At 73.8% G+C, this 24,886-nt stretch carries 23 protein-coding genes and 1 riboswitch; of the genes, 6 read left to right on the forward strand and 17 right to left on the reverse strand.

What is annotated here, in order from left to right:
* Positions 1-19: 19 nt before the first annotated feature.
* A complete protein-coding gene (locus tag ACZ6AQ_RS03315; protein WP_468757134.1) occupies positions 20-760 on the forward strand; it encodes a TetR/AcrR family transcriptional regulator in 741 nt (246 codons plus the stop codon).
* Positions 761-829: 69 nt separating this feature from the next.
* Here the strand turns inward: ACZ6AQ_RS03315 and ACZ6AQ_RS03320 are convergent, their stop codons facing one another.
* The 3 genes from ACZ6AQ_RS03320 to ACZ6AQ_RS03330 form a co-directional block, all read right to left on the reverse strand.
* Positions 830-2,383, reverse strand: coding sequence for an ABC transporter substrate-binding protein (locus ACZ6AQ_RS03320; protein ID WP_468757135.1), 1,554 nt, complete (start codon positions 2,381-2,383; stop codon positions 830-832).
* Between the two features lie 197 nt (positions 2,384-2,580).
* The gene (locus tag ACZ6AQ_RS03325; RefSeq protein ID WP_468757136.1) at positions 2,581-3,894 is read right to left on the reverse strand and encodes a metallophosphoesterase; all 1,314 of its coding nucleotides are present in this window, start codon (positions 3,892-3,894) and stop codon (positions 2,581-2,583) included.
* Between the two features lie 31 nt (positions 3,895-3,925).
* Positions 3,926-4,171 (reverse strand): SCO4848 family membrane protein, encoded by a 246-nt coding sequence (locus ACZ6AQ_RS03330; protein ID WP_468757137.1) that lies wholly within the window; start codon positions 4,169-4,171, stop codon positions 3,926-3,928.
* 124 nt (positions 4,172-4,295) lie between these two features.
* Between ACZ6AQ_RS03330 and ACZ6AQ_RS03335 the strand changes: the two genes are divergently transcribed.
* Positions 4,296-5,588, forward strand: a complete 1,293-nt coding sequence (locus tag ACZ6AQ_RS03335) for a D-alanyl-D-alanine carboxypeptidase family protein (RefSeq protein ID WP_468757833.1) — start codon at positions 4,296-4,298, stop codon at positions 5,586-5,588.
* An 87-nt stretch (positions 5,589-5,675) separates the two neighbouring features.
* Here the strand turns inward: ACZ6AQ_RS03335 and ACZ6AQ_RS03340 are convergent, their stop codons facing one another.
* A complete protein-coding gene (locus ACZ6AQ_RS03340; RefSeq protein WP_468757139.1) occupies positions 5,676-6,791 on the reverse strand; it encodes a YihY/virulence factor BrkB family protein in 1,116 nt (371 codons plus the stop codon).
* Between the two features lie 309 nt (positions 6,792-7,100).
* On the opposite strand from ACZ6AQ_RS03340, the gene ACZ6AQ_RS03345 reads away from it, so the two are divergent.
* Entirely contained in the window at positions 7,101-7,856 is a 756-nt protein-coding gene (locus ACZ6AQ_RS03345) for an SDR family NAD(P)-dependent oxidoreductase (RefSeq protein WP_468757141.1), read from the forward strand.
* 67 nt (positions 7,857-7,923) lie between these two features.
* Here the strand turns inward: ACZ6AQ_RS03345 and ACZ6AQ_RS03350 are convergent, their stop codons facing one another.
* The 3 genes from ACZ6AQ_RS03350 to ACZ6AQ_RS03360 form a co-directional block, all read right to left on the reverse strand.
* Entirely contained in the window at positions 7,924-8,523 is a 600-nt protein-coding gene (locus tag ACZ6AQ_RS03350; RefSeq protein ID WP_468757142.1) for a 2'-5' RNA ligase family protein, read from the reverse strand.
* A 101-nt stretch (positions 8,524-8,624) separates the two neighbouring features.
* On the reverse strand, positions 8,625-9,635 hold the full coding sequence (trpS, locus tag ACZ6AQ_RS03355) for a tryptophan--tRNA ligase (RefSeq protein WP_468757834.1): 1,011 nt from the start codon (positions 9,633-9,635) through the stop codon (positions 8,625-8,627).
* A gap of 179 nt (positions 9,636-9,814) precedes the next feature.
* Complete coding sequence (locus tag ACZ6AQ_RS03360; protein WP_468757143.1) at positions 9,815-11,128, reverse strand: serine hydroxymethyltransferase; 1,314 nt, start codon at positions 11,126-11,128, stop codon at positions 9,815-9,817.
* A 59-nt stretch (positions 11,129-11,187) separates the two neighbouring features.
* Positions 11,188-11,278, reverse strand: a riboswitch (ZMP/ZTP riboswitch).
* A 107-nt stretch (positions 11,279-11,385) separates the two neighbouring features.
* Here ACZ6AQ_RS03360 and rocD point away from each other — a divergent pair.
* Positions 11,386-12,591 carry an ornithine--oxo-acid transaminase gene (rocD, locus tag ACZ6AQ_RS03365; protein ID WP_468757145.1) on the forward strand — a complete coding sequence of 402 codons (1,206 nt, stop codon included), beginning with the start codon at positions 11,386-11,388 and terminating at the stop codon, positions 12,589-12,591.
* 49 nt (positions 12,592-12,640) lie between these two features.
* Here rocD and ACZ6AQ_RS03370 read toward each other — a convergent pair whose 3' ends face one another.
* The 3 genes from ACZ6AQ_RS03370 to pdxR all read right to left on the reverse strand — a co-directional run bounded on the left by ACZ6AQ_RS03370 (position 12,641) and on the right by pdxR (position 15,723).
* Positions 12,641-13,825, reverse strand: a complete 1,185-nt coding sequence (locus ACZ6AQ_RS03370; protein ID WP_468757146.1) for a glutathionylspermidine synthase family protein — start codon at positions 13,823-13,825, stop codon at positions 12,641-12,643.
* Between the two features lie 15 nt (positions 13,826-13,840).
* A complete protein-coding gene (locus ACZ6AQ_RS03375; RefSeq protein WP_468757148.1) occupies positions 13,841-14,137 on the reverse strand; it encodes a hypothetical protein in 297 nt (98 codons plus the stop codon).
* 173 nt (positions 14,138-14,310) lie between these two features.
* Complete coding sequence (gene pdxR, locus ACZ6AQ_RS03380) at positions 14,311-15,723, reverse strand: MocR-like pyridoxine biosynthesis transcription factor PdxR (protein WP_468757149.1); 1,413 nt, start codon at positions 15,721-15,723, stop codon at positions 14,311-14,313.
* 46 nt (positions 15,724-15,769) lie between these two features.
* On the opposite strand from pdxR, the gene ACZ6AQ_RS03385 reads away from it, so the two are divergent.
* Positions 15,770-16,285 carry a carboxymuconolactone decarboxylase family protein gene (locus ACZ6AQ_RS03385; RefSeq protein ID WP_388697721.1) on the forward strand — a complete coding sequence of 172 codons (516 nt, stop codon included), beginning with the start codon at positions 15,770-15,772 and terminating at the stop codon, positions 16,283-16,285.
* A gap of 99 nt (positions 16,286-16,384) precedes the next feature.
* Here the strand turns inward: ACZ6AQ_RS03385 and ACZ6AQ_RS03390 are convergent, their stop codons facing one another.
* The 7 genes from ACZ6AQ_RS03390 to ACZ6AQ_RS03420 form a co-directional block, all read right to left on the reverse strand.
* Complete coding sequence (locus ACZ6AQ_RS03390) at positions 16,385-17,341, reverse strand: serine/arginine repetitive matrix protein 2 (protein ID WP_468757150.1); 957 nt, start codon at positions 17,339-17,341, stop codon at positions 16,385-16,387.
* Between the two features lies 1 nt (position 17,342).
* The gene (locus tag ACZ6AQ_RS03395; RefSeq protein WP_468757151.1) at positions 17,343-17,723 is read right to left on the reverse strand and encodes a hypothetical protein; all 381 of its coding nucleotides are present in this window, start codon (positions 17,721-17,723) and stop codon (positions 17,343-17,345) included.
* Positions 17,716-19,476: a hypothetical protein gene (locus ACZ6AQ_RS03400; RefSeq protein WP_468757152.1), complete on the reverse strand. Its 1,761-nt coding sequence runs from the start codon at positions 19,474-19,476 to the stop codon at positions 17,716-17,718. Before ACZ6AQ_RS03400 ends, ACZ6AQ_RS03395 begins: the two co-directional genes overlap by 8 nt.
* Positions 19,477-19,650: 174 nt before the next feature.
* A complete protein-coding gene (locus ACZ6AQ_RS03405) occupies positions 19,651-20,640 on the reverse strand; it encodes a malate dehydrogenase (RefSeq protein WP_468757154.1) in 990 nt (329 codons plus the stop codon).
* Positions 20,641-20,918: 278 nt separating this feature from the next.
* Positions 20,919-22,190, reverse strand: a complete 1,272-nt coding sequence (locus ACZ6AQ_RS03410) for a helix-turn-helix domain-containing protein (protein WP_468757155.1) — start codon at positions 22,188-22,190, stop codon at positions 20,919-20,921.
* A gap of 254 nt (positions 22,191-22,444) precedes the next feature.
* Positions 22,445-22,843, reverse strand: coding sequence for a DUF3017 domain-containing protein (locus ACZ6AQ_RS03415; protein WP_468757156.1), 399 nt, complete (start codon positions 22,841-22,843; stop codon positions 22,445-22,447).
* A 55-nt stretch (positions 22,844-22,898) separates the two neighbouring features.
* Positions 22,899-23,759, reverse strand: a complete 861-nt coding sequence (locus ACZ6AQ_RS03420; protein WP_388697738.1) for a bifunctional methylenetetrahydrofolate dehydrogenase/methenyltetrahydrofolate cyclohydrolase — start codon at positions 23,757-23,759, stop codon at positions 22,899-22,901.
* Positions 23,760-24,006: 247 nt separating this feature from the next.
* On the opposite strand from ACZ6AQ_RS03420, the gene ACZ6AQ_RS03425 reads away from it, so the two are divergent.
* Positions 24,007-24,726: an RDD family protein gene (locus ACZ6AQ_RS03425; protein WP_388697740.1), complete on the forward strand. Its 720-nt coding sequence runs from the start codon at positions 24,007-24,009 to the stop codon at positions 24,724-24,726.
* The last annotated feature ends 160 nt before the right edge of the window (positions 24,727-24,886 follow it).

Consider the following 24,886-nt stretch of genomic DNA (forward strand, 5'->3'; position numbering starts at 1 on the left):
CCCGGTTAGGCTCGGCGCCGTGAAGGACGCGAAGGAAGAGAAGAAGGCCCCCAAGAGCGAGCAGACCCGCACGCTCATCCTCGAAACCGCGCTCCGGCTGTTCAGGGAGCGCGGCTACGACAAGACGACGATGCGGGCCGTCGCCCAGGAGGCCGGGGTCTCCGTCGGCAACGCCTACTACTACTTCTCGTCCAAGGAGCACCTGGTCCAGGGCTTCTACGACCGGATCGCCGAGGAGCACCAGGCCGCCGTCGAAACCGTCCTGGCGGGCGGCGAGAAGGACCTCGCGGCCCGCATCCGGGGCGTCCTCCTCAGCTGGCTCGACATCGCGGAGCCGTACCACGAGTTCGCGGCCCAGTTCTTCAAGAACGCCGCCGACCCGGACAGTCCGCTCAGCCCGTTCTCGCCCGAGTCGGAGGGCCCGCGCGAGGCGGTGATCGAGGTGCACCGGCGCGTCATCTCCGGCGCCTCGGTGAAGGTCGACCCCGAACTGTCCGAGGCCCTGCCCCGGTTGCTGTGGCTCCAGCAGATGGGCCTGGTGCTGTTCTGGGTGTACGACCGCTCGGAGGGGGCCGCCAACAGCCGGCGGCTCGTGGAGCGGCTGGCGCCGGTCACCGCCCGCGCGATCTCGCTCTCCCGCTTCCGCGTCCTGCGCCCGCTGGTCAAGGAGACGCACGAGCTGCTGGCCGACTTCATGCCGACGGCGGCGGGCATGGCGGCCTCGGGCAGGCCCGGCCGGGCCGCCGCGAAGCGGCCGTGAACGCGTACGGGGGCGGGACCCGGATTCCTCCGGGTCCCGCCCCCGCGCCGCAGCCCTCCGCGCCGGGCCTCAGATCCAGCTGAGTTCCCACAGGCGCCAGATGCCGGTGCCGTCCGTCAGGTACTGGGAGCCGGCGACCGCGTCCGTGGCGAGGACGTAGTCCTTCTTCTGCCACAGCGGCACGAGCGGGACCTCGGCCGCGACCTCGCTCTGGATCGTCCTGAAGTCGGTGGTGGCCCGGGAGCGGTCGCTGAACTGCTGCGTGGAGGCGATCAGCGTGTCGATCTTCTTGTTCGAGTACCCGTTGTGCAGGGTGTTGTCGGTGCCGACGAGCGGCGCGGTGAAGCTGTCGGAGTCGGGGAAGTCGGGGAGCCAGCCGACGGTGTAGACGTCGAAGGTGCCCTTCGCGTACTGCTTCTGGAAGTCCTCCCACTTGACCTCGACGGTCTCGACCTCGAAGAGGCCGGTCTCCTCCAGCTGCCGCTTGATCTCGGTGGTCTCGGTGGCGTAGGTGTCGCCCTTGCGGAAGCCGAAGGTGAACTTCACCGGCGTCTTGACCCCGGCGTCCTTCAGGATCTGCTTCGCCTTCTTCGCGCTCGGCTCCGGGTAGAGGTCGTAGAACGCGGTGCTGTGGCCGACGAAGCCCTGCGGGATGAGGGAGTAGAGCGGCTCGACCGTGCCCTTGTAGGCCCCGGTGGTGATCGCCGGGCGGTCGATGACCGCCGCGACGGCCTGCCGTACGGCCTTGTCCGCCATGGGCGAGCCGGGCCGGACGTTGAAGTTGATGTTGCGGATCTCGGCACTCTCCGCCTCGGTGACCCGGACGCTGTCCGTGCTCTCCAGGGTGGAGAGGAAGGCCGGCGGCAGCTCGCGGTGCGTCACCGCGACCTGCTTCGCCTTCCAGGCGTTGGCGAGGTCCTCGGACTTGGCGTAGTACTTCACGAGGACCGGCCGGCCGGTCTTGGTGACGGCGCCCTTGTACCTCGGGTTGGGCTCCAGGAGGGCGGACTCGCCCGGCTTGTACTCCTTGAGGACGTACGGCCCCGATCCCTCGGCCGTGCCGCCCTCGCGCAGCTTCTTGTCCGGGTACTGCTCGCGGTCCACGATCGAGCCGGCGCCGGTGGCCAGCTTCAGCGGGAAGGTGACGTCCTTGCCGCTCAGGTGGAAGGTGACGACGCGGCCCGCGGCGTCGACGCCCTTCAGCATCGGGAACAGCGGCTGCGGACCGACGTCCGTCTTGATCCGCATCATCCGGTCGAAGGAGTACTTGACGTCCTCGGCGGTGATCTTGCGCCCGCCGGCGAACGTCAGGTCGTCGCGGAGCGTGCACTCGTACGTGGTGAGCGCGGTGCCCACGAACCTGCAGCTCTCGGCGGCGTCCGGGACCGGCGTGGTGAAGCCCGGCTTGAACGTCAGCAACGACTGGTAGATGTTGCTGTACATGGCCCAGGAACCGGCGTCGTACGCGCCGGCCGGGTCGAGTGAAGTGACCTCGTCGGTGGTGCCGACGGTGATCGGATCCGCCTTGACGCCGTTGGAGGGCAGGAGTTGCCAGCCCCCCACTCCGGCCGCCACCAGTACTCCACAAGTGATGAGGATCCGCAGACGGACCGTCGACCGCATTGCCGTGCTTCCTTTTTTTGGTACCACCCCAGTTGCGACGACATCCCCCGAAAACCGTCGCGATGGCGTCATCCCATCACACCGTTTTCGCAAGCGGAAGAGAAAAATTTCATATCACAGGCATATGTCCGGGATATGAGACTTTAAGTCGATGAGCAGCACGTATCGCTCTCGGTGCGGTGAGTGACCACGTCGGATCACGCCTGTTTCGAGGCGATTTCGACGAGGGTGATGTCGGAGGGCGCGCCGACCCGGACGGGGGGTCCCCAGGCGCCCGCGCCCCGCGACACGTACAGCTGGGTGTCGCCGTACCGTTCGAGCCCCGCGACGGTCGGGTTGGCGAGTCCGGCGATCATGCCGCCGGGCCAGAGCTGGCCGCCGTGGGTGTGGCCGGAGAGCTGGAGGTCCACGCCGTGGCGCACGGCGTCGTGGATCACGACCGGCTGGTGCGCGAGGAGGACGGCGGCGCGGCTCCGGTCGCGGTCGCCCAGGGCGCGCCCGAAGTCGGGACCCCCGCCCTCCCTCTCGCCCGCCACGTCGTCCACGCCCGCGAGGTCGAAGCCGGCCGCGATCTCCACGCGCTCGTTGCGCAGCGGACGCAGACCGAGTTCCCGTACGTGGTCGACCCAGGCGTCGGCGCCCGAGAAGTACTCGTGGTTGCCGGTGACGAAGAAGGAGCCGTGGCGGGCGCGGAGCCGGGCGAGCGGTTCGGCGGCGGAGCCGAGGTCCGCCACGGTGCCGTCCACGAGGTCGCCGACGACCGCGATCAGGTCGGGCTGCGTGGCGTTGACCGCGTCCACGATGCGCCGGGTGTGGGCGCGGCCCAGGATCGGCCCCAGGTGGACGTCGGAGACGACGGCGATCCGGTAACCGTGCGCGGCGCGCGGCACCTTGGCGAGCGGCACGGTGACCCGCTCGACCCGGGGGCCGCGCAGGACGCCGTACGTGCCGTACCCCACGGTCCCGAGGGCGACGGCGGCGGCCGCGCCGCCGACGGCGCGCGAGACGAAGAGACGGCGGGAGACGTCGGCGGACGCGGTGGCCGGGGCGGTGGCGGGAGGCCCGGCGGAGGGCTCCGGAGGGGCGTCGGCGGGGACTCCGGCGGGGGCTCCGGCGGCAGGGCCCGCCGGGACGCCCGCCGGTTCCGCGGCGACCGGCGCCGGCACGGGGGCGGGGGCGGCCGGGGCGGTCGCGCCCGCGCGGCGGGCGAGCCAGGCGCGCAGGACGGGGCGGACGGCCTCGCCCGCCACCAGGGCCAGGACCAGGTACAGCAGCACGGCGAGCCACAGGAAGCCGGGCCAGGCGAGCACCTGCTGGAGCCGGAAGGGCACGCCCGCCCGGGAGGAGACCAGGGCCGCGAGCGAGAGCAGCGGCAGGACCACGGCGGCGGCCGTGCCCAGGCGGCGCGGCAGGCCGCCGGGGGACGTCACGTCGCGCACCAGGCGCCGCCACACGTATCCGTGGACGGCGCCGAGCAGCGCGAGGACCACGACCAGCAGGAGGACGATCACGTCCCGGTACCCCTTCTTCCCGAGGTCTCTTCTAGACGTCCGCGCGGCGCGCGGCGCGCACCCCGCGCAACCCGATACCGCCGATGACCGTCCCCAGAACAAAGGACGTGACGGCGAGCATCAGATGCACCCAGAAGTAGGCCGTCGGGTCGCCCGCGTCGTCGAAGGCGAGACCGCTCCCGTCCTTCCACAGGTTCTTGACGAAAGTGACCCAGATGAACCAGCTCCACACCCCGAACGCGAGCAGGAACCAGGAGACGCGACGGCTGAGCTTCATGCACCCAGTATCACCACCGGCCCCGCGCGCCCCGCGTCCGGGTGGACGGAGCGGATCGAACGGACCACCCGGGTTCGGATATCTGTTCCGTGCCTGTAATTTCACGAGTGTGTCCGCTTCCCAGATGACCGCCCGGGCGGTCGCCGCCGCCACCGCCGTGTTCCTCCCGCTCGTCCTCGCCGCGCCCGCGGCCCACGCCGACGGCAAGGACTCCCAGGACAAGCAGCCCAGGCCCCCCGCCTCCATGTCCAGGGTCGGCGGCGCCCTGCTCGGCATGCCGGGCACACAGGTGCGGCTCGCGCCCGGCGTCCCCGTGCTGCCGAAGGAGCTGTCGGCCCGCTCCTGGATCGTCGCGGACGCGGAGAGCGGGAAGGTCCTGGCCGCGCACAACGCGCACTGGCCGCTCGCCCCGGCGTCCACCCTCAAGATGCTCTTCGCCGACACGCTCCTCCCGAAGTTCGACAAGAAGGAGAAGCACCTGGTCACCGTGCAGGACCTGGCGGGGCTCGGGGCGGGTTCCAGCCTGGTCGGCGTCAAGGAGAAGCAGACCTACAGCGTCCACGACCTGTGGCTCGGCGTCTTCCTCCGTTCCGGCAACGACGCCGTGCACGTCCTGACGAACATGAACAAGGGCCTCGCCCAGACCGTGAAGGAGATGAACGACCACGCGGTCGAGCTCCAGGCGCTCGACACCCACGTGGTCACCCCGGACGGCTACGACGCCCCGGGCCAGGTCTCCTCCGCGTACGACCTCACGCTCATCGCCCGCAACGGCATGACGAAGGCGGACTTCCGCGAGTACGCCGCCACGCCCCGCGCCGCCTTCCCCGGCATACAGAAGCCGGGCGAGAAGAAGCGCGAGACCTTCGAGATCCAGAACACCAACCGGCTGCTCACGGGCGACTTCGGCGTCCCCCCGTACCAGGGGGTCGCGGGGGTGAAGAACGGCAACACCACGCACGCGGGCGCCACCTTCACCGGGGTCGCGGAGCGGAACGGCAAGGTCCTGCTCGTCACCGTGATGAACCCCTCCTCGAAGGAGCAGCACGCCGTCTACCGGGAGACCGCCCGGCTGTTCGACTGGGGGTTCGCGGCGATCGGGAAGGTGGAGCCGGTGGGCGAGCTGGTGCCGCCGCGCTCGGTCCGCACGGCGACGACCGGTCCCTCCGCCGCGTCGGATCCGGCCTCCGGCAAGGGCACCGCGCCGGAGGCCGCCCACGCGACCGTCGCCGGCGGATCCGGCGGGATCGGGATCGCGCTGGCCGTGACGGGCGGGGCCGTCGTCCTCCTGGCGAGCGGCGTCTTCCTGGTCAACCGCCGCTGGCCGTCCGCCGCGCCGGGGGCGCTCCGCCGCCGCGCCGGGGACGCGGGCGTTCCGGCGGACGGGGACTCCCCGGACGGCCGGAAGACCTCGTAGGCGGAAGACCGCCGGAACGGCCGGGACCACGGCGGGCGGGCTCCCGGGCCGACCGGGGCCGCGAAGGGCGGAAGGTCCCCGGGCCGGTCAGAACCACAGGGGGCCGGAGGGCCCCGAACGGCCCAGGAGCGTCGCGAGGAAGGCGCCCCCCGGGCCCGAGGGCCTCCGGCCCGGCGCCCGCGCCAGGTGGGAGCCGCCCGTCCGTCCCGGAGGCCCCGGCGGGCGGGCGTCCCCTTCCCCGTCCGGGGACTTCGCGAGCGGGACGCCTCCCCCGCCGTCCGGGGAGTCCGGGTCCGGACGGCCGGGTCGGCCGGGACGGTCCGGGTCGTCGGTCCGGTCGGGCTCCCCGTCCTTCCCGGGCGTTCCCGTGGCCGTCCAGGCGGCGCAGAACAGCAGCAGCTTCGCCGTCAGGTTGATCCACACCATCAGGGCGACCGGGACGCCGAAGGCCCCGTACATCGACTTCGCCGCGACCCCCCTCATGTACCCGCCGAGCAGCAGCTTGAGCAGTTCGAAGCCGACCGCCCCCATGAGCCCGGCCACCACGAGCGCCTTGCGGGGCGGTTCCACGCCGGGCAGCAGCGTCAGGACGTAGAGCAGGATCAGGAAGTCGGCGACGGCGGCGACGAGGACGGCGGCGGTCTGGAGGAGGACGCCGCCCGCCCCGCCCTCGGAGATGCCGAGCCGCTCGGCGCTCCAGCCGATCGCGGTGGAGCCGAGCCAGGAAGCGGCGAACGAACCGAGGGCGACGCCGCCGAGCCCGACGAGGACGACGGCGTCCTTCCCCTTGAGCACGATCGGGTTGGCCTCGACGTCGTCGAGGCCCCACACCGCGCGCAGGCACTCCCGCATGGAGCCGATCCAGCTGATGCCGGTGAAGAGGAGGACGGCGCCGGCGACGACCCCGACGGTGCCCGCGTTGGCGACCAGCCCGCCGATGTCGAGCTGGTCGGAGATGCCGGGCACCTGCTCGCCGAGCTTCTCCTCGATCCGGTCGAGCTGTCCGTCGCTCAGGAGCGCGGCCCCGATCGCGGCGCCGACGGTGATGAGCGGGAAGAGGGCGAGGAAGGAGAGGAAGGTGAGGGCGGCCGCGAGCCGGGTCCAGTGGGCCCTGTCGAGGGTCTCGTAGGAGCGCCAGGCGTGGGTGCGCATGAGGCGGGCGACCCAGGGGCCGATGACGGGGAGCGTGGTCAGCCAGTCCATGTCGTGCGTGTTCCCCTCGATCCGTGCGCCGCGGGTTGACCGGAGTACGAGAATCCCCCGCTCCGGTCCGTGTATGCGCGACCGACATGGCGAGGGGGCGGGGATTGTCTTCCGATGGTCCTTCGATCGGTTCATCACCCGTTTCGCCGAACCGCCCGGCAATACCGACATAAGCCGCACCAGCGGATATACGGTCGCCTTCATGGCCGTCGGGACCCGTGCCCGGGGCGGCGACCGCGCGGCGGTCACCGGCCGGGGCCGTTCCGTCCGGGCCCTTCCCGCCGTCCCGGACCCCAGGAGGAGTTCACCGTGCAGGACGTCTTCCACGCGCCGCAGTCCCTGCTCGTCCTCGGCGGCACCTCCGGGATCGGGCTCGCCACCGCCCGCCGGCTGATCGCCCGGCGCACCCGTACGGTCCGGCTGGCCGGCCGCCCCTCCCCCGCGCTCACGGCCGCCGCCGGCTCGCTGCGCGCGCTCGGCGCCGAGGTGCGCACGGTCCCCTTCGACGCGCTCGACCCCGCGTCGCACGGGGAACGGCTCGGCGGGGTCTTCGCCGAGGGGCCCGTCGACATGGTGCTCCTCGCCTTCGGCGTCCCGGGCGACCAGGCGCGCGACGAGACCGACCCGGCCGCAGCCGTCCGGGTCGCCGGGACCAACTACACCGGCGCCGTCTCGGCGGGCCTGGTGTGCGCGGGCGCGCTCCAGGCGCAGGGGCACGGCTCGCTCGTGGTGCTCTCCTCGGTGGCGGCCGAGCGGGCCCGGCGCGCCGACTTCATCTACGGCTCCTCGAAGGCGGGACTCGACGTCTTCGCCCAGGGCCTCGGGGACGCGCTGCACGGCACCGGGGTGCACGTGATGGTGGTGCGGCCCGGCCCCGTCCGGCCGGGGAGGGCGGGCGGGCGCCCCGGGGAGCCGTTCGCGAGCACCCCGGAGGAGGTCGCGACGGCGATCGAGCGGGGGCTGCGGCGGCGCGCGGAGACGGTGTGGGTGCCGGGGGTGCTGCGGCCGGTGATGGCGGCGGTCCGGCACGTCCCGAGACCGCTGTTCCGGCGGCTGCCGGTGTGAGGAGGGTTTCCCTTACGGGTTCCCTGCGGGCCCCTACGGGGGAAGGCGCCCCGGGGGGCGGGGGCGCTCAGCCGGCCGCCGGTGTCGTCGTCGGGGCGTCCACCGGGCTGCCGCCCTGTGCCGGGACGGCGCGGATCGAGTGGCCGCTGCCGAACTCGTAGTCGTACAGCTTCCGCCACACCCCGTCCGCGCCCTGCTCGTACAGCGCGAAGGAGCGGCAGGTCCAGGCCGCCTCGTACCCGGCCAGCTCCTCGAACGCCCGGTCCATCCCCTCCTCGGAGATGCCGTGCGCCACGGTGACGTGCGGGTGGTACGGGAACTGGAGCTCGCGCACGAGCGGCCCCGACTCGTCCCTGATCCGCCGCTGGAGCCGGTCGCAGGGGGCGACGCCCTCCTCCAGCTTCACGTAGACCACCGGGGAGAGCGGCCGGAAGGTCCCGGTGCCCCTCAGGCGGACCGGGAAGGGCTGGTAGCCGGCGGCGACGCGCGCGAGGTGCGCCTCGATCTCCGGCAGCCGCTCCCCCGGGACCTCGGTCGGCGGGACGAGGGTGACGTGGGTGGGGATGCCGTGCGCCGCCCGGTCCCCGAAGCCGGCGCGCCGCTCCTGGAGCAGGCTGCCGTAGGGCTCCGGGACCGCGATCGAAACGCCGAGCGTTACGGTCCCCACGTCGTTCTCCTCCGTCGTCCGTCGCCCCGGGGCGACTCGTGTGCGGTGGTGCAGCCGCCAGTGTGCGGCCTGCACCGCCTTCGTGGCCAGCGTCCCCGGAATCAGTGCTTGGCGGGCAGGAAGCCGATGCGCTCGTACGTCTGCGCGAGCGTCTCGGCGGCGACCGCGCGGGCCTTCTCCGCGCCCTTGGCCAGGACCGAGTCCAGCGTCTCCGGGTCGTCCAGGTATTCCTGGGTGCGGGTCCGGAACGGCGTGACGAAGTCCACCATCACCTCGGCGAGGTCCGTCTTCAGCGCGCCGTACATCTTGCCCTCGTAGCTCTTCTCCAGGTCGGCGACGGCCGTCCCGGTGAGGGTGGACATGATGGTGAGGAGGTTGGAGACGCCGGCCTTGTTCTCCGGGTCGAAGCGGATCACCGTGTCGGTGTCGGTGACGGCGCTCCTCACCTTCTTCGCGGTGGCCTTCGGCTCGTCCAGGAGGTTGATGAGGCCCTTCGGCGTGGAGGCCGACTTGCTCATCTTGACCGAGGGGTCCTGGAGGTCGTAGATCTTCGCCGTCTCCTTCAGGATGTACGGCGAGGGGATCGTGAAGGTGTCGCCGAAGCGCCCGTTGAACCGCTCCGCGAGGTCGCGGGTCAGCTCGATGTGCTGGCGCTGGTCCTCGCCGACCGGGACCTCGTTCGCCTGGTAGAGCAGGATGTCCGCGACCTGGAGCACCGGGTACGTGAAGAGGCCGACGGTGGCGCGGTCGGCGCCCTGCTTGGCGGACTTGTCCTTGAACTGGGTCATGCGGGACGCCTCGCCGAAGCCGGTGAGGCAGTTCATGACCCAGCCGAGCTGGGCGTGCTCGGGCACGTGGCTCTGGACGAAGAGGGTGCAGCGCTCCGGGTCGAGGCCGGCGGCGAGGAGCTGGGCGGCGGCGAGCCGGGTGTTGGCGCGCAGCTCGGCGGGGTCCTGCGGGACCGTGATCGCGTGGAGGTCGACGACCATGTAGAAGGCGTCGTGCGTCTCCTGCAGGGCGACCCACTGGCGCACGGCGCCGAGGTAGTTGCCGAGGTGGAACGAGCCTGCGGTGGGCTGGATTCCGGAGAGCACGCGCGGACGATGCTGCATGGCGGAGCCATTCCCCTGGGGGTGGTGGTGGGCGACGGGCGGGCTGTCAAAGGCCATGCACATCATTCTCTCAGGTACGGAGGGTGCCCCGGACTGCCGGTGTCCCGGGCGGGGCGGGAGCGGGGGCGGGACCGGGAGGGGGCGCGGCGCGCGGCGCCCCCGCCCGGTCCCGCCGGGGGTCAGACCGGGAGGCCCGGGGCCGGGAAGGCGGCCATCAGGTCGGCGACCTCGTGGCGGATCGCGGCGAGGGCCTCCTCGTCGCCCCGGCGGGCCGCCGCGACGCCCCGGTCGATCCAGTCCGCGACCCGGTCCATGTGCTCCGTGCCGAGGCCGCGGGAGGTGAGGGCGGGGGTGCCGACGCGGAGGCCGGAGGGGTCGAAGGGCTTCCGGGGGTCGTGGGGGACGGTGTTGTGGTTGACGACGACGCCCGCCCGGTCGAGGGCCTTCGCGGCGGTCTTGCCCGGGACGCCCCTGGAGGTGAGGTCCATCAGGATCAGGTGGGTGTCGGTGCCGCCGGAGACCAGGTCGAAACCGCGGGCGAGGAGGGCGTCGGCGAGGGCCTTCGCGTTGGCGACGACGGCGTGGGCGTAGGTGCGGAAGGAGGGCAGGGCGGCCTCGCGCAGGGCGACGGCGACGGCGGCGGTGGTCTGGTTGTGGGGGCCGCCCTGGAGGCCGGGGAAGACGGCCCGGTCGAGGGCCCTCGCGTGCTCCTCGCGGGACAGGAGCATGGCGCCGCGCGGGCCGCGCAGGGTCTTGTGGGTGGTCGTGGAGATCACGTCCGCGTGCCCGGCCGGGGAGGGGTGGGCACCGCCCGCGATCAGGCCCGCGACGTGGGCGATGTCGGCGACGAGCACGGCGCCGGCCTCGCGGGCGATCTCGCCGAAGGCGGCGAAGTCGACGGTGCGGGGCAGCGCGGTGCCGCCGCAGAAGATCACCTTCGGTCGCTCCCTGAGGGCGGTCTCGCGGACCTCGTCGAGGTCGACGAGCCCGTTGTCGCGGCGTACGCCGTACTGGACGCCCCGGAACCACGAGCCGGTCGCGGAGACGCCCCAGCCGTGGGTGAGGTGGCCGCCCATGGGCAGGGCCATGCCCATGACGGTGTCGCCGGGCTCGGCGAAGGCGAGGTACACGGCGAGGTTGGCGGGGGAGCCCGAGTAGGGCTGGACGTTGGCGTGTTCGACGCCGAAGAGGGCCTTGGCGCGTTCGACGGCCAGGGCCTCGATCCTGTCGATGTTCTGCTGGCCCTCGTAGTAGCGGCGGCCGGGGTAGCCCTCGCTGTACTTGTTCTGGAGGACGGTGCCGGAGGCTTCGAGGACGGCGGCGGAGACGTAGTTCTCGCTGGGGATGAGGCGCAGGGTCTCGGCCTGGAGCTCTTCCTCGGCACCGACGAGGGCGGCGAGTTCGGGGTCGGTGGCGGCGAGCGCGGGGTGGGCGGCGGTTCCGGCCGGGGCGGGCGCGGGGCGGGTGGCGGTTTCGCTGGTGGTGACGGTCACGGTGGCGTCCTCCGGGCGTGTGCGGGGTCCCGGGGCGCGGCGCCGCCGGGACGTCGGTCCCGGGACGCCCAGGCGGGCGGCGTCTCGTGCGGTCTGCCGCGCGCGGCTCCCCCGGGGTCGTTTCCCCGTGCGCCAGTCGCCGCGCGTGCCGACAGGGTAGCGGGCGCGCCGCGGCCGAGGTTTCCGCGTCCGGCATCCGACCGACGATAGAAAAAGGGGCCACACCCGCCCCGGGCCGCAGGACGAACGGAGACCCCGTGTCGAGGACAGCAGACGCGATCGCTTCGGCGGAGGCGCACAGCGCCCACAACTACCACCCCCTTCCGGTCGTCGTCGCCTCGGCGGACGGCGCCTGGATGACCGACGTCGAGGGCCGCCGGTACCTCGACCTGCTCGCCGGGTACTCGGCGCTCAACTTCGGGCACGGCAACCGGCGTCTGATCGACGCGGCGAAGGCCCAGCTGGAGCGGGTGACGCTGACCTCGCGCGCCTTCCACCACGACCGGTTCGCCGACTTCTGCGCGCGGCTCGCGGAGCTGTGCGGCAAGGAGGCGGTGCTGCCGATGAACACCGGCGCGGAGGCGGTGGAGACGGCGGTGAAGACGGCCCGGAAGTGGGGGTACGAGGTGAAGGGCGTGCCGGACGGGCACGCGAAGATCGTGGTGGCGGCGAACAACTTCCACGGCCGGACGACGACGATCGTGAGCTTCTCCACGGACCACGAGGCGCGGGACCACTACGGGCCGTACACGCCGGGGTTCGAGATCGTGCCGTACGGGGACCTGACGGCCATGGAGGCGGCGGTCACCGAGAACACGGTGGCGGTGCTCCTCGAACCGATCCAGGGCGAGGCGGGGGTCCTGGTCCCCCCGGCCGGCTACCTGCCGGGGGTGCGGGAGCTGACGCGCCGGCGGAACGTGCTGTTCGTGGCGGACGAGATCCAGTCGGGCCTCGGCCGCACGGGGAGGACGTTCGCGTGCGAGCACGAGGGGGTGGTCCCGGACGTGTACCTGCTCGGGAAGGCGCTGGGGGGCGGGGTGGTGCCGGTGTCGGCGGTGGTCGCGGACCGCGACGTGCTCGGGGTCTTCCGGCCGGGCGAGCACGGTTCGACCTTCGGCGGGAACCCGCTGGCCTGCGCGGTGGCCCTGGAGGTGATCGCGATGCTGCGGACGGGCGAGTACCAGGAGCGGGCGGCGGTGCTCGGCGAGCACCTCCACGCCGAGCTGGGGCTGCTCGTGGGCGGCGGCGCGGTGCGGGCGGTGCGCGGGCGCGGGCTGTGGGCCGGGGTGGACGTCGATCCGGCGCGGGGGACGGGCCGGGAGATCTCGGAGCGGCTGCTGGAGCGCGGGGTCCTGGTGAAGGACACCCACGGCTCCACGATCCGGATCGCCCCGCCGCTGGTCGTCTCGAAGGAGGACCTGGACTGGGGTCTCGAACAGCTGCGGGAGGTGCTGTCGGCCTGATCCCCGCTCCCGGGGCGGGCGGGGCGGCCGGGCCGGTCCGCCCGCCCCGTCACAGGATCACGTGCGGCAGGAAGCGGGCGTACTCGTCGGTGACGGGCCCGGCCGACTCGCGGATGCCGAGGCCCGCCGCCTCGTCCCGGACCACCCACGCGCCGAGCACCACCCGGTTGCCGTCGAAGTCGGGGAGCGGGGCCAGGGCCTGGTAGCAGCACGCCTCCCCGTCCCGCGCGAAGGGTTCCGTGCCGGCCTCGTGGAGGGTGACGCCCGCGCCCTCGCGGCCGAGCAGCGGTTTGGCGGCCCAGCCCGTGGTGGCGGCGAGTTCGCGCGGGCCGTCGAGGTAGGAGGGCAGCAGGTTGGGGTGGCCCGGGTACAGCTCCCACAGGATCGCGAGGAGCGCCTTGTTGGAGAGCAGCATCTTCCAGGCGGGCTCGATCCAGCAGGTGGTGCCGGTGCCGCCGCCGTTGTCGAGGGTGTCCAGGACGTGCGGGCCGAAGCGGTCGGTGGTCAGCCACTCCCACGGGTAGAGCTTGAAGCAGCTGCGGAGGAAGCGGAGCCGGTCGTCCACGAAGCGGCGCGAGAGCCGGTCCCAGCCGATCCGCTCGACGGAGAGCGCCTCGGTCTCCAGGCCGGCCTGCTGGGCGGTCTCCCGCAGGTACGCGACCGTCATCAGGTCCTCGCCCAGCTCGTCGCCGTCCGAGTGGGCGAAGTGGACGGGGCCGGGCGGCAGGAGGTGGGCCTGTCGCCTCCAGGCGTCCACGAGCCGTTCGTGGAGGGAGTTCCACTGGTCGGCGCCGGGGAACCGCTCCTCCATCCAGAACCACTGCGGGCCGGCGGCCTCCACGAGCGAGGTGGGGGTGTCGGCGTTGTACTCCAGCATCCTGGCCGGGCCCGTGCCGTCGTAGTGCAGGTCGAACCGGCCGTAGATGGTGGGCAGTTCGGCGCGACGCCGCCAGGACTCGGCGACCAGGGCCGCCAGCGCGGGATCGGTGATGCCGAGGTCGGCGAAACGTTCCCGCTCGACGATGTGCGCGGCCGCCGCGAGGCACATCCCGTGCAGCTCCTCGACGGTCTCCTCCAGGGCCTCGACCTCGGGCAGCGAGAAGGAGTAGTACGCGCTCTCGTCCCAGTACGGGCGCAGCGAGCCGTCGGGGTGGCGGGTCAGCGGGTAGACGAGCCCCTGCTCCTCGACGATCCGCTGCCAGTCGGGGCGGGGTTCGATGGTGTGGCGTTCCACGGTGCCGGGTCCGCCTCAGCCGCCGCTGGAGCCGGAGCAGCCGAATCCGCCGGTGTCGACGGCGGTCTTGTCGAAGCTGCCGCCGCTGACCTTCCTGTCGCGGACGGAACCGCCGTAGTAGTACGAGCCGCGGGTGCCGCCGTCGTCATCGTCGTCGCCCCGCCCGCCGCCGTCGCAGCGGTAGTTGGGCAGCTCCTCCCGGGTCACCGGGTCCACGCACCGCTTGTCCGGTTCGCTGCCGCACGAGGTGATCGCCGCCGCCAGCACACCCATCCCCCCGAGCACCACCGTGCTCGACCTCAGCCTCCGCATGTTCGGCGCCCTCCCCTTCGCGCTCGCGGCCGGCGCGCTCGCGCCGCTCGCGACCGCACAGTGTAGGCCGGTGGTTCCCGGCCCCGCCGACCGGAGCCGTTCCGCGCCCCCCGGGACGGCGCGCGTCCGCCCGGCCGCCCGTTCCGGCCGGGCCCCGGCCCTGGGTCCGCCCGCTATCCGGCGCGGAGGGGGAGCGTGCGGAGAAGGGCCTCCAGGGCTCCCGGCCACGCGCTGTCCGACGGCGTGGCGTAGCCGACGACGAGGCCGTCCGCCGCCCGGGACGCGCCGGGGCGGCGGTAGTCGTCCAGGCCCCGGACGGCGAGCCCGTGCCAGGCGGCGGAGCGCAGGGTCTCCCGCTCGGTGCCCGGCGGGAGGACGAGAACGGCGTGGAGGCCGGCCGCGATCCCGGCGATCCGGGTCTCCGGGGAGCGGGCGGCCACCGCCGCCACGAGCTGGTCGCGGCGGCGCCGGTAGCGCAGCCGCATCGCCCGCACGTGCCGGTCGTACGCCCCCGACCCCAGGAACTCCGCGAACGCCAGCTGGTCCGGCACCGCGGACACCTGGTCGGCGGCCCGCTTCGCCTCCACCACCTCGTCCACCAGGCCCTCCGGCAGGACCATCCAGGCGAGGCGGAGGGCGGGCGCGAGGGACTTGCTGGCGGTCCCGAGGTAAACGACCCGTTCGGGGTCGAGGCCCTGGAGGGCGCCCACCGGCTGCCGGTCGTAGCGGAACTCCCCGTCGTAGTCGTCCTCCAGGACGAAGCCGCCCGCTCCGCGCGCCCAGTCGACCACGGCCGCGCGCCGGTCCGGCGGCAGGGCGCCGCCGAGCGGGAACTGGTGGGCCGCCGTCATGAGGACCGCCCCGCAGCCGTCGAGGTCCGCCGGCTCCCGGACGCTCGTGCCGGCCCCGTCGAAGGGCAGGACGGGGGTGTCGAGCCCCGCCCGGCCGAGGGCGTCGGCATGGAGCCGGAGCCCGTACGACTCCACGGCCGCGGCTCGCGCCCCCCGGGCCCGCAGCACCTGCCCGAGCAGCGACAGGCCGTGCGTGAACCCCGCGCAGACCACGATCCGTTCGGGCCGGGCGTGCACGCCCCGCGCGCGGGCGAGGTATCCGGCGAGCGCGGTGCGCAGTTCGTCCCGGCCGCGCGGGTCCCCGTACCCGAAGGCGGCGTGGGGGGCGGTGGTGAGGGCGCGCCGGTACGCCTTGAGCCAGTCGGCGCGGGGGAAGGAGGCGAGGTCGGGGGTGCCGGCCTTGAGGTCGTGGGCGGGGGCGGCGGGCCGGGGGGCGCGCGTCCGGGACCGGGGCGCCGGGGCGCGCGGGGCGGTGCGGTGGGCGACCCGGGTGCCGGAACCCTGCCGGGCGGTCAGCCAGCCCTCGGCGACCAGCTCCGCGTACGCGTCGGCGACGGTGTTGCGGGCGATGCCCAGGTCGGCGGCGAGCGAGCGGGAGGACGGCAGCCGGGTGCCCGCCTCCAGGCGTCCGCCGCGCACCGCCTCCCGCAGGGCGTCCGTGAGGCCCGCGCGCAGGCGCGGCCCCCGCAGCTCCAGATGGAGGTCGGCCCCGAAAGTGGACCAGTCGTTCGCCATGGAAATGGACCATACCCCTGCGCCACCCGGCTCCTACCGTGAAACCATGACGACCACGAGACAGTCCGCCGCGCCGGCCGGACGGGCCGGAACCGCCCACGAGCACGCGCCCCGGCTCCTCCTCGCCGAGCGGGTCCCCGACTTCTACCGGGCGATGACCCGCCTGGAGGCGGCGGCCGCGAAGGACATCGACCCCGTCCTGTACCACCTGATCAAGATCCGGGCCTCGCAGATCAACCACTGCGCGTTCTGCGTGGACATGCACAGCAAGGACGCCCTGGCGGAGGGCGAGAGCGTGGAGAGGATCGTGCAGCTCTCCGCCTGGGAGGAGTCGCGGCACTTCTACACCGACCGGGAGCTGGCGGCGCTCGCCCTGACCGAGGCCGTCACCGTCCTCACCGACGGCTTCGTCCCCGACGAGGTGTACGCGCGGGCCGCCGCCCACTTCGACGAGACCGAGCTGGCCCGGGTCATCGCCGCCGTCGTCACCATCAACGCCTGGAACCGGATCGGCGTCACCACCCGGATGGCGCCCGGCCACTACGCCCCGCGCTCCGCGTAGGGCCCCTCCCGGCGACCCGCCGGCTCCCGCGAGGGGGCCGGCGGGCCCCGGGCCCGGCCGGAGCCGTACGGGCCGGGCCCGGGTCGGTACGGGCCCGAATCAGTACGGACCCGGCCGGAAGAAGTCCAGGGCCACGCGGAGCACTTCGCGCTGTTTCGGCCAGTCCGCCTCCGGGCCGGCGGCCAGGATCGCGTAGTGGTTGCCGTCCTCCGCCGTGAACGCCCGGTCCACCACCTTGCGGCGCCCTCCCTCGCGGGAGTACGCGTACACCAGCTCGGCGGCGTCGGCCGGGGCGTCCGGATCGCCGGTGACCCGTTCGAGGCCGATCTCCTCGTAGCCGGGCTTGGCGGTCCTGCTGTTCTCGGAGACCGCGCGCAGGGCCTCGTACGGCGTCAGGCCCCGCTCGGTGACGACGAAGACCTGGAGCAGGCTCCGGCCGTCCGGCGCGTTGTAGAAGACGCCCTGGTCGGACTCGGTGCGGTTCCAGCCCTCGGGGATCGCGATCGTGAAGCTCTTGAGGTCCTTCACGGCGCGGTAGCCGGGCGGGGGCACGTCGTCCGAGGGGGTGGACGTGGCGGTGGCGGAGACGGAGGGCGACGGCGTGTCCCCGGTCGGACCGGGTGGAGGCTCCTCCGTCGCCGCGGTGGCGGAGACGGGCGGGCCCGCCGCCGGGGGCTTCCCGTCGTCCCTCCCCCAGACCAGCCAGGTGCCGGCGGAACCCGCCGCCAGGACGGCCACGGCCACCCCGGCGGCGACCGCGGCCCGCGGACGGGGACGGGAGGGCGGGGGCGGGAGGGCCGGGGCGTACGGCCGGCCGTCCGCGCCCGGCCCGTGGACCGGGGTGTACGCCGGCCCGTACGCGGGCGCGTACGCCGGCCCGTACGCGGGCGCGTACTCCGGTGGCGATGGCTGCGGCGGGACAACCGGGCCGGACCCGCCACCGCTCCCGGCCCCGTTCCCGGTCACGGGTGCACCGGGGCCGTTCCCCGTCTCCCAGCGCTGCGTCTCGTCGTTCCAGCGGAGCCCGCCCGCCCCGCCGCCCCCGTGGCCGCTCACCTCATCCTCCGAGCAGGGCGGCGACGGCCTGCGTCACGGCCACGCCCGAGGCGAGTACGCCGGTGACGGCCCCGGCGTCCGCGAGGGCGCGGCGCAGCCGGGTCAGGCGGCCGGTGTCCGCGCGGCCGGTGCCCTCGATCTCGTCCTGGACATCGGAGAGTTCGGCGTCCAGGGCGGCCGTCCCCTCGGAGGGGACGACGCCCCCCAGGTCGGCGCGGAGCCTGCGGACGGCGCGAAGCAGCTCCTCCTGGCCGGGGTCGCGGGCCGGCCGGCCGCCGGCCACGGTGCTGATGACGGTGTTGTGGTCGCCGATGGTGACGTTGCCCTCGGTGTTGGTGACGTGGATGCCCCCGGGGCGGGGGGAGTTGTCGTGGTCAGCCACGGTCGCCTCCGGTCGTCGTGGTGGTGAAGGTCCTGCTGGTGACGGTGTTGTGGTGGCCCAGGGTGACATTGCCCCTGGAGTTCTCGATGAACGTGCCGCCCTCGGCGACGTGGACGATCTTCTGCTCGAACTCGGCGGTCTCGTACCCCGCTTCGCGGAGGGCGGTGGTCACGCCGTTCGCGACCCGGTCCTGCACGCTCTTCAGGTAGCGGCTGATGTCCATCTCCTGGAACAGCGAGGCGTCGTCGTCGGAGCCGAGTTCGCGGACCGAGGCCGCCGGCCCCTCGGGCAGCGCGCGGGTGTGGCCGCCGGTGAGCACCTGCCAGAGGTGGACGAGTCCGCGCCAGAGCGTGACCACGGCGTCCCCGGCGGAGCGCGGGGTCCGGCCGAGGGCCCAGACGGCCTTGCCGAAGCGGTGGTTGTGCCGGTAGCGGTGGGCGATCCGGTCGGCGTGCCGGTAGAGCGGCTTCACGGGCCGCAGGACGTGCGGGGCGACCTCCAGCATCAGCATGCCGCCCTGCGTGTGGACGCGGACGAAGACGGTCGTGACGATCTCCTCGCCCCAGCCGCCGACCCGGACGCGGAGGAAGTGGCGGCGGGTCTCGCCGCCCTCCTCAATGGAGCCCGACCGGTGCGCCTCGAACCCCTCCGGGGTGTACGGGGCCGCGGTGCGGGCCGGGAGGCCGTCGACGGGCAGGAAGACGACCTCGTCGATCTCCAGTTCGCGCAACCGGTCCCGTACGGCGTCCCGGAGCCGCGGCGAGCCGTGCGGGGAGGGGACGCGCAGCGCCTCCACGAGCGGGACGACGTGCCGCATGACGGCGCTGTTGTCGAGCGGTTCGGGCGCCCCGCCGTCCAGGTCCCGGCGCGGGCGCAGCTCGATGGAGAGCGACCAGGGCTCGTACGGCTCGCCGGCGCCGCAGAACGGGTCGTCGGCCCCGTACAGGACGAGCCGCGCGTGCTGCTCGATCCGGATGCGGTCGCGCAGCCGGCGGAAGCGGGGCCCCTCGGCCCGTTCGGCCGGGTCGGCGCGCAGGTCGGGGAAGCGTTCCCGGGAGAGTTCCTGGGTGAGCGCGCGGGCGAACTGGCCGCGCCGCCCGGCCACCGCCCAGGCCACGAGGAACGGCACCGCGAGGGTGATCCACACCTCCGCCGCGCCGATGCCCGGCAGTCCGCCCGCCACCAGGACGGCGGCGAGGTTCAGGATCTCGCCCGCCTCGGAGAGGTCGCCGAGGAGTTCCCAGCGGGCCTCCTCGGTGGCCAGGGCCAGGAGGAGGAGCAGCAGCACCGACTGGAGGAGCATGAGCCGCCCGTACCAGCGCAGGAGGAAGGCGGCGACGACGCGGTACACGGGGGCGGCGGCGGTCCGGCCGCGGACCCGGCGGGCGAGGCCGAGCACCAGGAAGGGCACGACGAGGAGGAGGACCAGCCCCTTGGTGAGCGGGAGCGCGACGATCCAGAGGGCCAGGACGCAGGCGGCCCAGCCGAGTTCGACGCGGCGGGCGCGCAGTGCGTGGGCGAGGACGCGGGCGGCGTCGTAGCCGAGGGAGGGGGCGGCGAACCGCTCCTCGTGGACGTACAGCTCCTCGATGACCGCGTCGCGGAAGCCCTCGTCGAGGTACGTGCCGGCGCAGAGCAGCCGGGTCGCCTCGCTGGCGGCCGGCGCGCGGCGCGGATCGGCGGCCGGGGGGTCGCCGGACGGCGGTACGTCCGGCGGCCGGCCGGGCTGATGGGGTACGGACGACTGTGCCAAAACTCCCCCGATGGTACGCAACTGTCCCTGTTCACCGGCCTGTTCGATCGGCGCCGGGGGCACAGCATAGGGGAGGCCGGAGCCTTCCGCCGACGGAAAAACGGCGCCCCCGGCCCGTACGGTCGGTCGTACGGGCCGGGGGCGCCGGAATCGCGGAGCCGGAAGGCGCCGGGCTCAGATGAGGCCGAGCTCGCGGACCGCGTCGCGCTCCTCGGCGAGCTCCTGCACGGAGGCGTCGATGCGGGCGCGGGAGAAGTCGTTGATCTCCAGGCCCTGGACGATCTCGTACGCGCCGTCCTTGCAGGTGACGGGGAAGGACGAGATGAGGCCCTCGGGGACGCCGTAGGAGCCGTCCGACGGGATGCCCATGGAGACCCAGTCGCCCTCGGCGGTGCCGTTGACCCAGGTGTGGACGTGGTCGATGGCGGCGTTCGCGGCGGAGGCGGCGGAGGACGCGCCACGGGCCTCGATGATCGCGGCGCCGCGCTTGGCGACGGTCGGGATGAAGGTGTCGGCCAGCCACGCCTCGTCGTCGACGACCTCGGCGGCGTTCTTGCCGGCGATCTCCGCGTGGAAGATGTCCGGGTACTGGGTCGCGGAGTGGTTGCCCCAGATGGTGAGGCGCTTGATGTCCTCGACCGACGCGCCGGTCTTCTGCGCGAGCTGGCTGAGCGCGCGGTTGTGGTCCAGGCGGGTCATCGCGGTGAAGCGCTCGGCCGGCACGTCCGGGGCGGCGGCCTGGGCGATCAGGGCGTTGGTGTTGGCCGGGTTGCCGACGACGAGGACCTTGATGTCGTCCGCCGCGTGGTCGTTGATGGCCTTGCCCTGCGGCTTGAAGATGCCGCCGTTGGCGGAGAGCAGGTCGCCGCGCTCCATGCCCTTGGTGCGGGGGCGGGCGCCGACGAGCAGCGCGACGTTGGCGCCCTCGAAGCCCTGGTTCGGGTCGTCGAAGATGTCGATGCCCTTGAGCAGCGGGAAGGCGCAGTCGTCGAGCTCCATGGCGGTGCCCTCGGCGGCCTTGACGCCCTGCGGGATCTCGAGGAGGCGCAGCTTGACCGGCACGTCCGCGCCGAGCAGGTGGCCGGAGGCGATGCGGAAGAGCAGCGCGTAGCCGATCTGGCCGGCCGCGCCGGTCACGGTGACATTCACGGGAGTGCGGGTCATGGCGATCTCCGTAAGACAGCTGGCGGTGGGGGTCCCTGCCCCTGGTGCGGGATACCCCTCTTGATCGATCGGTGTCTCGATGTGAAGAGATATCCAGCGGTCAGGCTATCCGACCCCGGCCCCCCTGAACCCCCACCTCCTTGTGGTCCGGCTCACTGCCACCCGTCCGCGCGCGGTTCGCCCGGGGCCGGCCGGCGGGGCGCGGTGAAGGGGGGCGGCGCTCCGCCGGCGGGCCGGCCGGCGGCGCGCGGAAGACGGCCGGGGCGCGGGCGGGTGCCTCAACGGCCCTTCGCGCAGCCCTCGCTGCCGTCCGCGAGGGCACCGCAGGCCCGTACGGCCGCACCGGGGGCGTCGGGGAGCATCGGGGTGTACGCGTCGGTCCGCGCCGTCGCCCCGTCGGCGGCCTCCGGGACGAGGGCGCTCCGGACGGCGCCCCCGACCTCGACGGTGACGCTGTCGCCGGGGGCGGCGCCGGTGATCCGGGCCCAGGAGGCCGCGCAGACGGCGCTGTGGCGGACCTCGACCCGGGCGGTGCCGACGCGGGCGCGGGCGACGGTGGTGGCGAGGGGGCCGCCGCAGCCCATCGCCTCGGGGTCCCGGCCCGCGCAGTCGGCACCGGAGCACTCCACCCCCGCCGGGAGGTCCGTACGGCGCGTGGGGCTCGGGGCCGGGGTGGTGGACGGGGCGGCCGCGCGTCCGTCCGTGCCGTCGGTCCCGCCGCCGCCCAGGTCCACGAGGAGGAGGGCGGCGGCGACGACGAGCAGGGCGCCGAGGCCCCCGGCCACGCGGAGGAGCACGGTCGCGGCCCGGCGGCGGGGAGCGGGGGCGGGCGGGGGTGCGGCTTCGCCGGGCGGGGGCGGGGGCGGGGATGCGGCACCGGTCGGGGGCGGCGCGGCGGGCCCGGAGGAGGGCGGGGGCACGCGCCCGGGTGCGGGGTCCGACGGTTCCTCCGGAACCGGGCCGCCGAGGTGCCGGATCCGCAGGGTGCGGTCGTCGTGACCACCGGAACCCGCCGCGCCCCACGGTTCTCCGACGACGGGGCCTCCGGCGACGGGTTCTCCGGCGACGGGCCTCACGGCACCCGGGGGCCCGTCGAACCGCCTTGCGGCGCCCGGGGATTCGCCGGCCGGATTTCCACCGGACTCCCCTCCGGAGACCGGGTGCCCGGCGTCCGGGCCTTCGCCCGACCGCCCTCCGGAGACCGGGTGCCCGACGTCCGGGCCTTCGCCCGACCGCCCTCCGCCGTCCGGTGCCCCACCGCCCGGGCCCGGGGCGGAAGCGGAACGGCCCCTCGCCCGTTCGGCACGCTCCCACTGGGCCGCGAGCTCCCCCGCGTCGGCGCCGGTGACCTCCGCGAGGGCGGCCACGGCCGTGCGCGGCACGGGCCGGCGGGCGCTCAAGTAGGCGTCCCACTGGGAGCGTTCGCGTCCGGTGCGTTCGGCGACGGCCACGACGCCGAGGCCGCTGCGGTCGATCAGGCGGCGCATCCGCTCGGTGAGCGCGCGCGTCTCCGGGTCGAGTCCGTCCGGAAGCGCCTTCCAGCCAGGCATGTGCCGTCCCCTCGCCCTCTGTTCGCCGTTCCCCGTCCCCTGCTCCGCCCGCCACGTCGAAGGATGGCAGCTTCCGGGACGGCGCGCGCCCCGGATGCGCGGCCGACGTAGCGGAATGGTCACTTCCGTGCCACAGCGCGCCGACGGGCCTTGTCCCACCATTGGCGCGTACATGACCCTTGATCACGTCGGCGCCCGCCCTCCCACGGGGGAGAGGGCGGGCGCCGCACACCTCGCGAACCGGAAGGCGGGACCTACGTCACCGTCAGGTGGAGGACGTCCTCCAGGAACGGGATCCGCAGCCAGGGCCCCGGCTGCACCATGAGCGCGAGCAGCACGATGAGGCCGCCCATCACCCCGTACGTGATCATGTCCGTAAAGCGGGACCGGACCGCCAGCATGCCCACGGAGGGCACCACGCGCCGCATCACGGCGCCCGTCAGGAGCCCGGCCCCGACCAGGATCGCCCCCACCCGGAAGGACTGCGGGAACGCGTCCGTGCCCACCACGAGGAGCCCCGCCCCGGCGAGGCAGAGGACCACGAGCAGCGGCCACTGGCGCGCGGGCGCGGGCGCGTCACCGGCGGCGGCCCGGCCGCCGCCCTCGGGGCGCGCGGTGCCGGCGGTGACGACGGTGGGCGGGGGCCGCCGCACGCCGCGCCTCGTCCCGGGCCGGTCACCGGTCGACTCCGGGTTCCCGGAGCCCATGTCAGAGCGCCGCGGCCGCGCGCTCGGCGGCCTCGACGACGTTGACGAGGAGCTGGGCCCGGGTCATCGGTCCGACGCCGCCCGGGTTGGGGGAGATCCAGGCGGCCACGTCGGCGACGCCGGGGTGCACGTCACCGAGGATCTTGCCCTCGGCGTTGCGCGAGACGCCGACGTCGAGGACGGCCGCGCCCGGCTTCACGTCCTCCGGCCTGATCAGGTGCGGCACGCCCGCCGCCGCGATGACGATGTCGGCGTTGCGCAGGTGCGCCGAGAGGTCCCGGGTGCCGGTGTGGCACTGGGTCACGGTCGCGTTCTCGGACCGGCGGGTGAGGAGCAGCGGCATGGGACGCCCGATGGTGACGCCGCGCCCGACGACCACGACCTCGGCGCCGTCGATCTTCACGCCGTGGCGGCGCAGCAGGGTGATGATGCCGTTGGGCGTGCAGGGCAGCGGGGCGGGCTCGTTGAGCACGAGGCGGCCGAGGTTGGTGGGGTGCAGGCCGTCCGCGTCCTTGACCGGGTCCATCAGTTCCAGGACGCGGTTCTCGTCGATGCCCCTGGGCAGCGGGAGCTGGACGATGTAACCCGTGCACTCCGGGTCCTCGTTGAGTTCCCGGACGACCGCCTCGATCTCCTCCTGGGTGGCGGTGGCGGGCAGGGTGCGCTGGATGGAGGCGAGTCCCACCTGCGCGCAGTCGCGGTGCTTTCCGGCCACGTACTTCTGGCTCGCCGGGTCGTCACCGACCAGGAGGGTGCCGAGTCCGGGCGTGACGCCCTTCTCCTTGAGGGCCGCCACACGGACGGTCAGGTCGGACTTGATCGCGGCCGCGGTGGCCTTGCCATCGAGAATCTGGGCGCTCATGGGGCCATCTTCCCGGATGCCACCCGTCATGTTCCAATTCGCGGTCGCCGGACGGCGGGCGGTACGGGCGAAAGGTTGCACTCGTACAACTCCGTCTCGTGACGACTGGACAAAAAGTCGAGGTTGCGACGACGATGACCGGCGTACTACCGCGGAAAGTGCCGGGGGGAAATCCGCTCGATAGTCGTGAAGGTCCTCCGCGCGGCCGCGTCGTCCCCGCACAGAAAAATCACGGAGGAATCGCGCGATGAGTTTCGGCGACCCGAACAACCCCTACGGACAGCCCCAGGACCAGGGTCAGGGTCAGCAGCCCGGCTACGGCTACCCCCAGCAGGCGCCCCAGGGCGTCCCGCAGCAGGGTTACGGGTACCCCCAGCAGCCGGGCGCGTACCCGCAGGCTCCGGGCACGCTCCAGGCCAACAACGGTTACATCAACCTGCACGGTCTCGGCACCGTGCAGGTCGCCTCGATGGGTCTGCGGTTCGCCGCGCGCCTGATCGACGGCGTGGCCATCGGCGTCATCTCGTGGATTCTGTCGCTGGTCGGCCTGGCCGGCGTGATGGGCGCGGCCAAGTCCATCGAGGACTGCGCGAAGCTCGACCCGATGACCCCGGCCTACCAGACCTGCATCAACGACCAGGCCGCCGCCGCGGGTGGCATATTCGCCGCCTTCTTCGGCTTCCTCTTCCTGATCTTCATCGCCACCATGCTCTACGAGTGGCTGATGATCGCCTTCGTCGGCGCCACCCTCGGCAAGATGGCGCTGGGGCTGCGGGTCGTCAAGGAGGCCACGGGCGGCAAGCCGGGCGTCGGCGGCGGCTTCATCCGCTGGATCATCCCGATGGTCGGCGCGGTCCTCTGCGGCATCGGCCAGCTCCTGGTCTACCTGTCGCCGTTCTTCGACAACTCGGGCAAGCTGCAGGGCTGGCACGACCGTGCCGCCGGCACGCTCGTCGTCAAGAAGTAGCGCTCCCGGCGGGTTCCCCGCCGCTCCGAGGGCCGTCCGGCACACCGCCGGGCGGCCCTCGGCCGTTCCCCCGGCACCTCCGGGATCTCCCCGGGGTCCGGAAGGTTTTCCCCGGGCCCCGGAATTCCTCCCGGAACCAGCGGGCTTCTCTCCGGACCGG

The organism is Streptomyces sp. NPDC041191 (genome assembly GCF_055591945.1).

Coding starts and splice junctions, on each gene's coding strand:
- ACZ6AQ_RS03320 (WP_468757135.1), bottom strand. CDS start 2,383: ATGCGGTCGACGGTCCGTCTGCGGATCCTCATCACTTGTGGAGTACTG.
- ACZ6AQ_RS03330 (WP_468757137.1), bottom strand. CDS start 4,171: ATGAAGCTCAGCCGTCGCGTCTCCTGGTTCCTGCTCGCGTTCGGGGTG.
- ACZ6AQ_RS03335 (WP_468757833.1), top strand. CDS start 4,296: ATGACCGCCCGGGCGGTCGCCGCCGCCACCGCCGTGTTCCTCCCGCTC.
- ACZ6AQ_RS03340 (WP_468757139.1), bottom strand. CDS start 6,791: ATGGACTGGCTGACCACGCTCCCCGTCATCGGCCCCTGGGTCGCCCGC.
- trpS (WP_468757834.1), bottom strand. CDS start 9,635: ATGCAGCATCGTCCGCGCGTGCTCTCCGGAATCCAGCCCACCGCAGGC.
- ACZ6AQ_RS03375 (WP_468757148.1), bottom strand. CDS start 14,137: ATGCGGAGGCTGAGGTCGAGCACGGTGGTGCTCGGGGGGATGGGTGTG.
- pdxR (WP_468757149.1), bottom strand. CDS start 15,723: ATGGCGAACGACTGGTCCACTTTCGGGGCCGACCTCCATCTGGAGCTG.
- ACZ6AQ_RS03385 (WP_388697721.1), top strand. CDS start 15,770: ATGACGACCACGAGACAGTCCGCCGCGCCGGCCGGACGGGCCGGAACC.
- ACZ6AQ_RS03405 (WP_468757154.1), bottom strand. CDS start 20,640: ATGACCCGCACTCCCGTGAATGTCACCGTGACCGGCGCGGCCGGCCAG.
- ACZ6AQ_RS03410 (WP_468757155.1), bottom strand. CDS start 22,190: ATGCCTGGCTGGAAGGCGCTTCCGGACGGACTCGACCCGGAGACGCGC.
- ACZ6AQ_RS03420 (WP_388697738.1), bottom strand. CDS start 23,759: ATGAGCGCCCAGATTCTCGATGGCAAGGCCACCGCGGCCGCGATCAAG.
- ACZ6AQ_RS03425 (WP_388697740.1), top strand. CDS start 24,007: ATGAGTTTCGGCGACCCGAACAACCCCTACGGACAGCCCCAGGACCAG.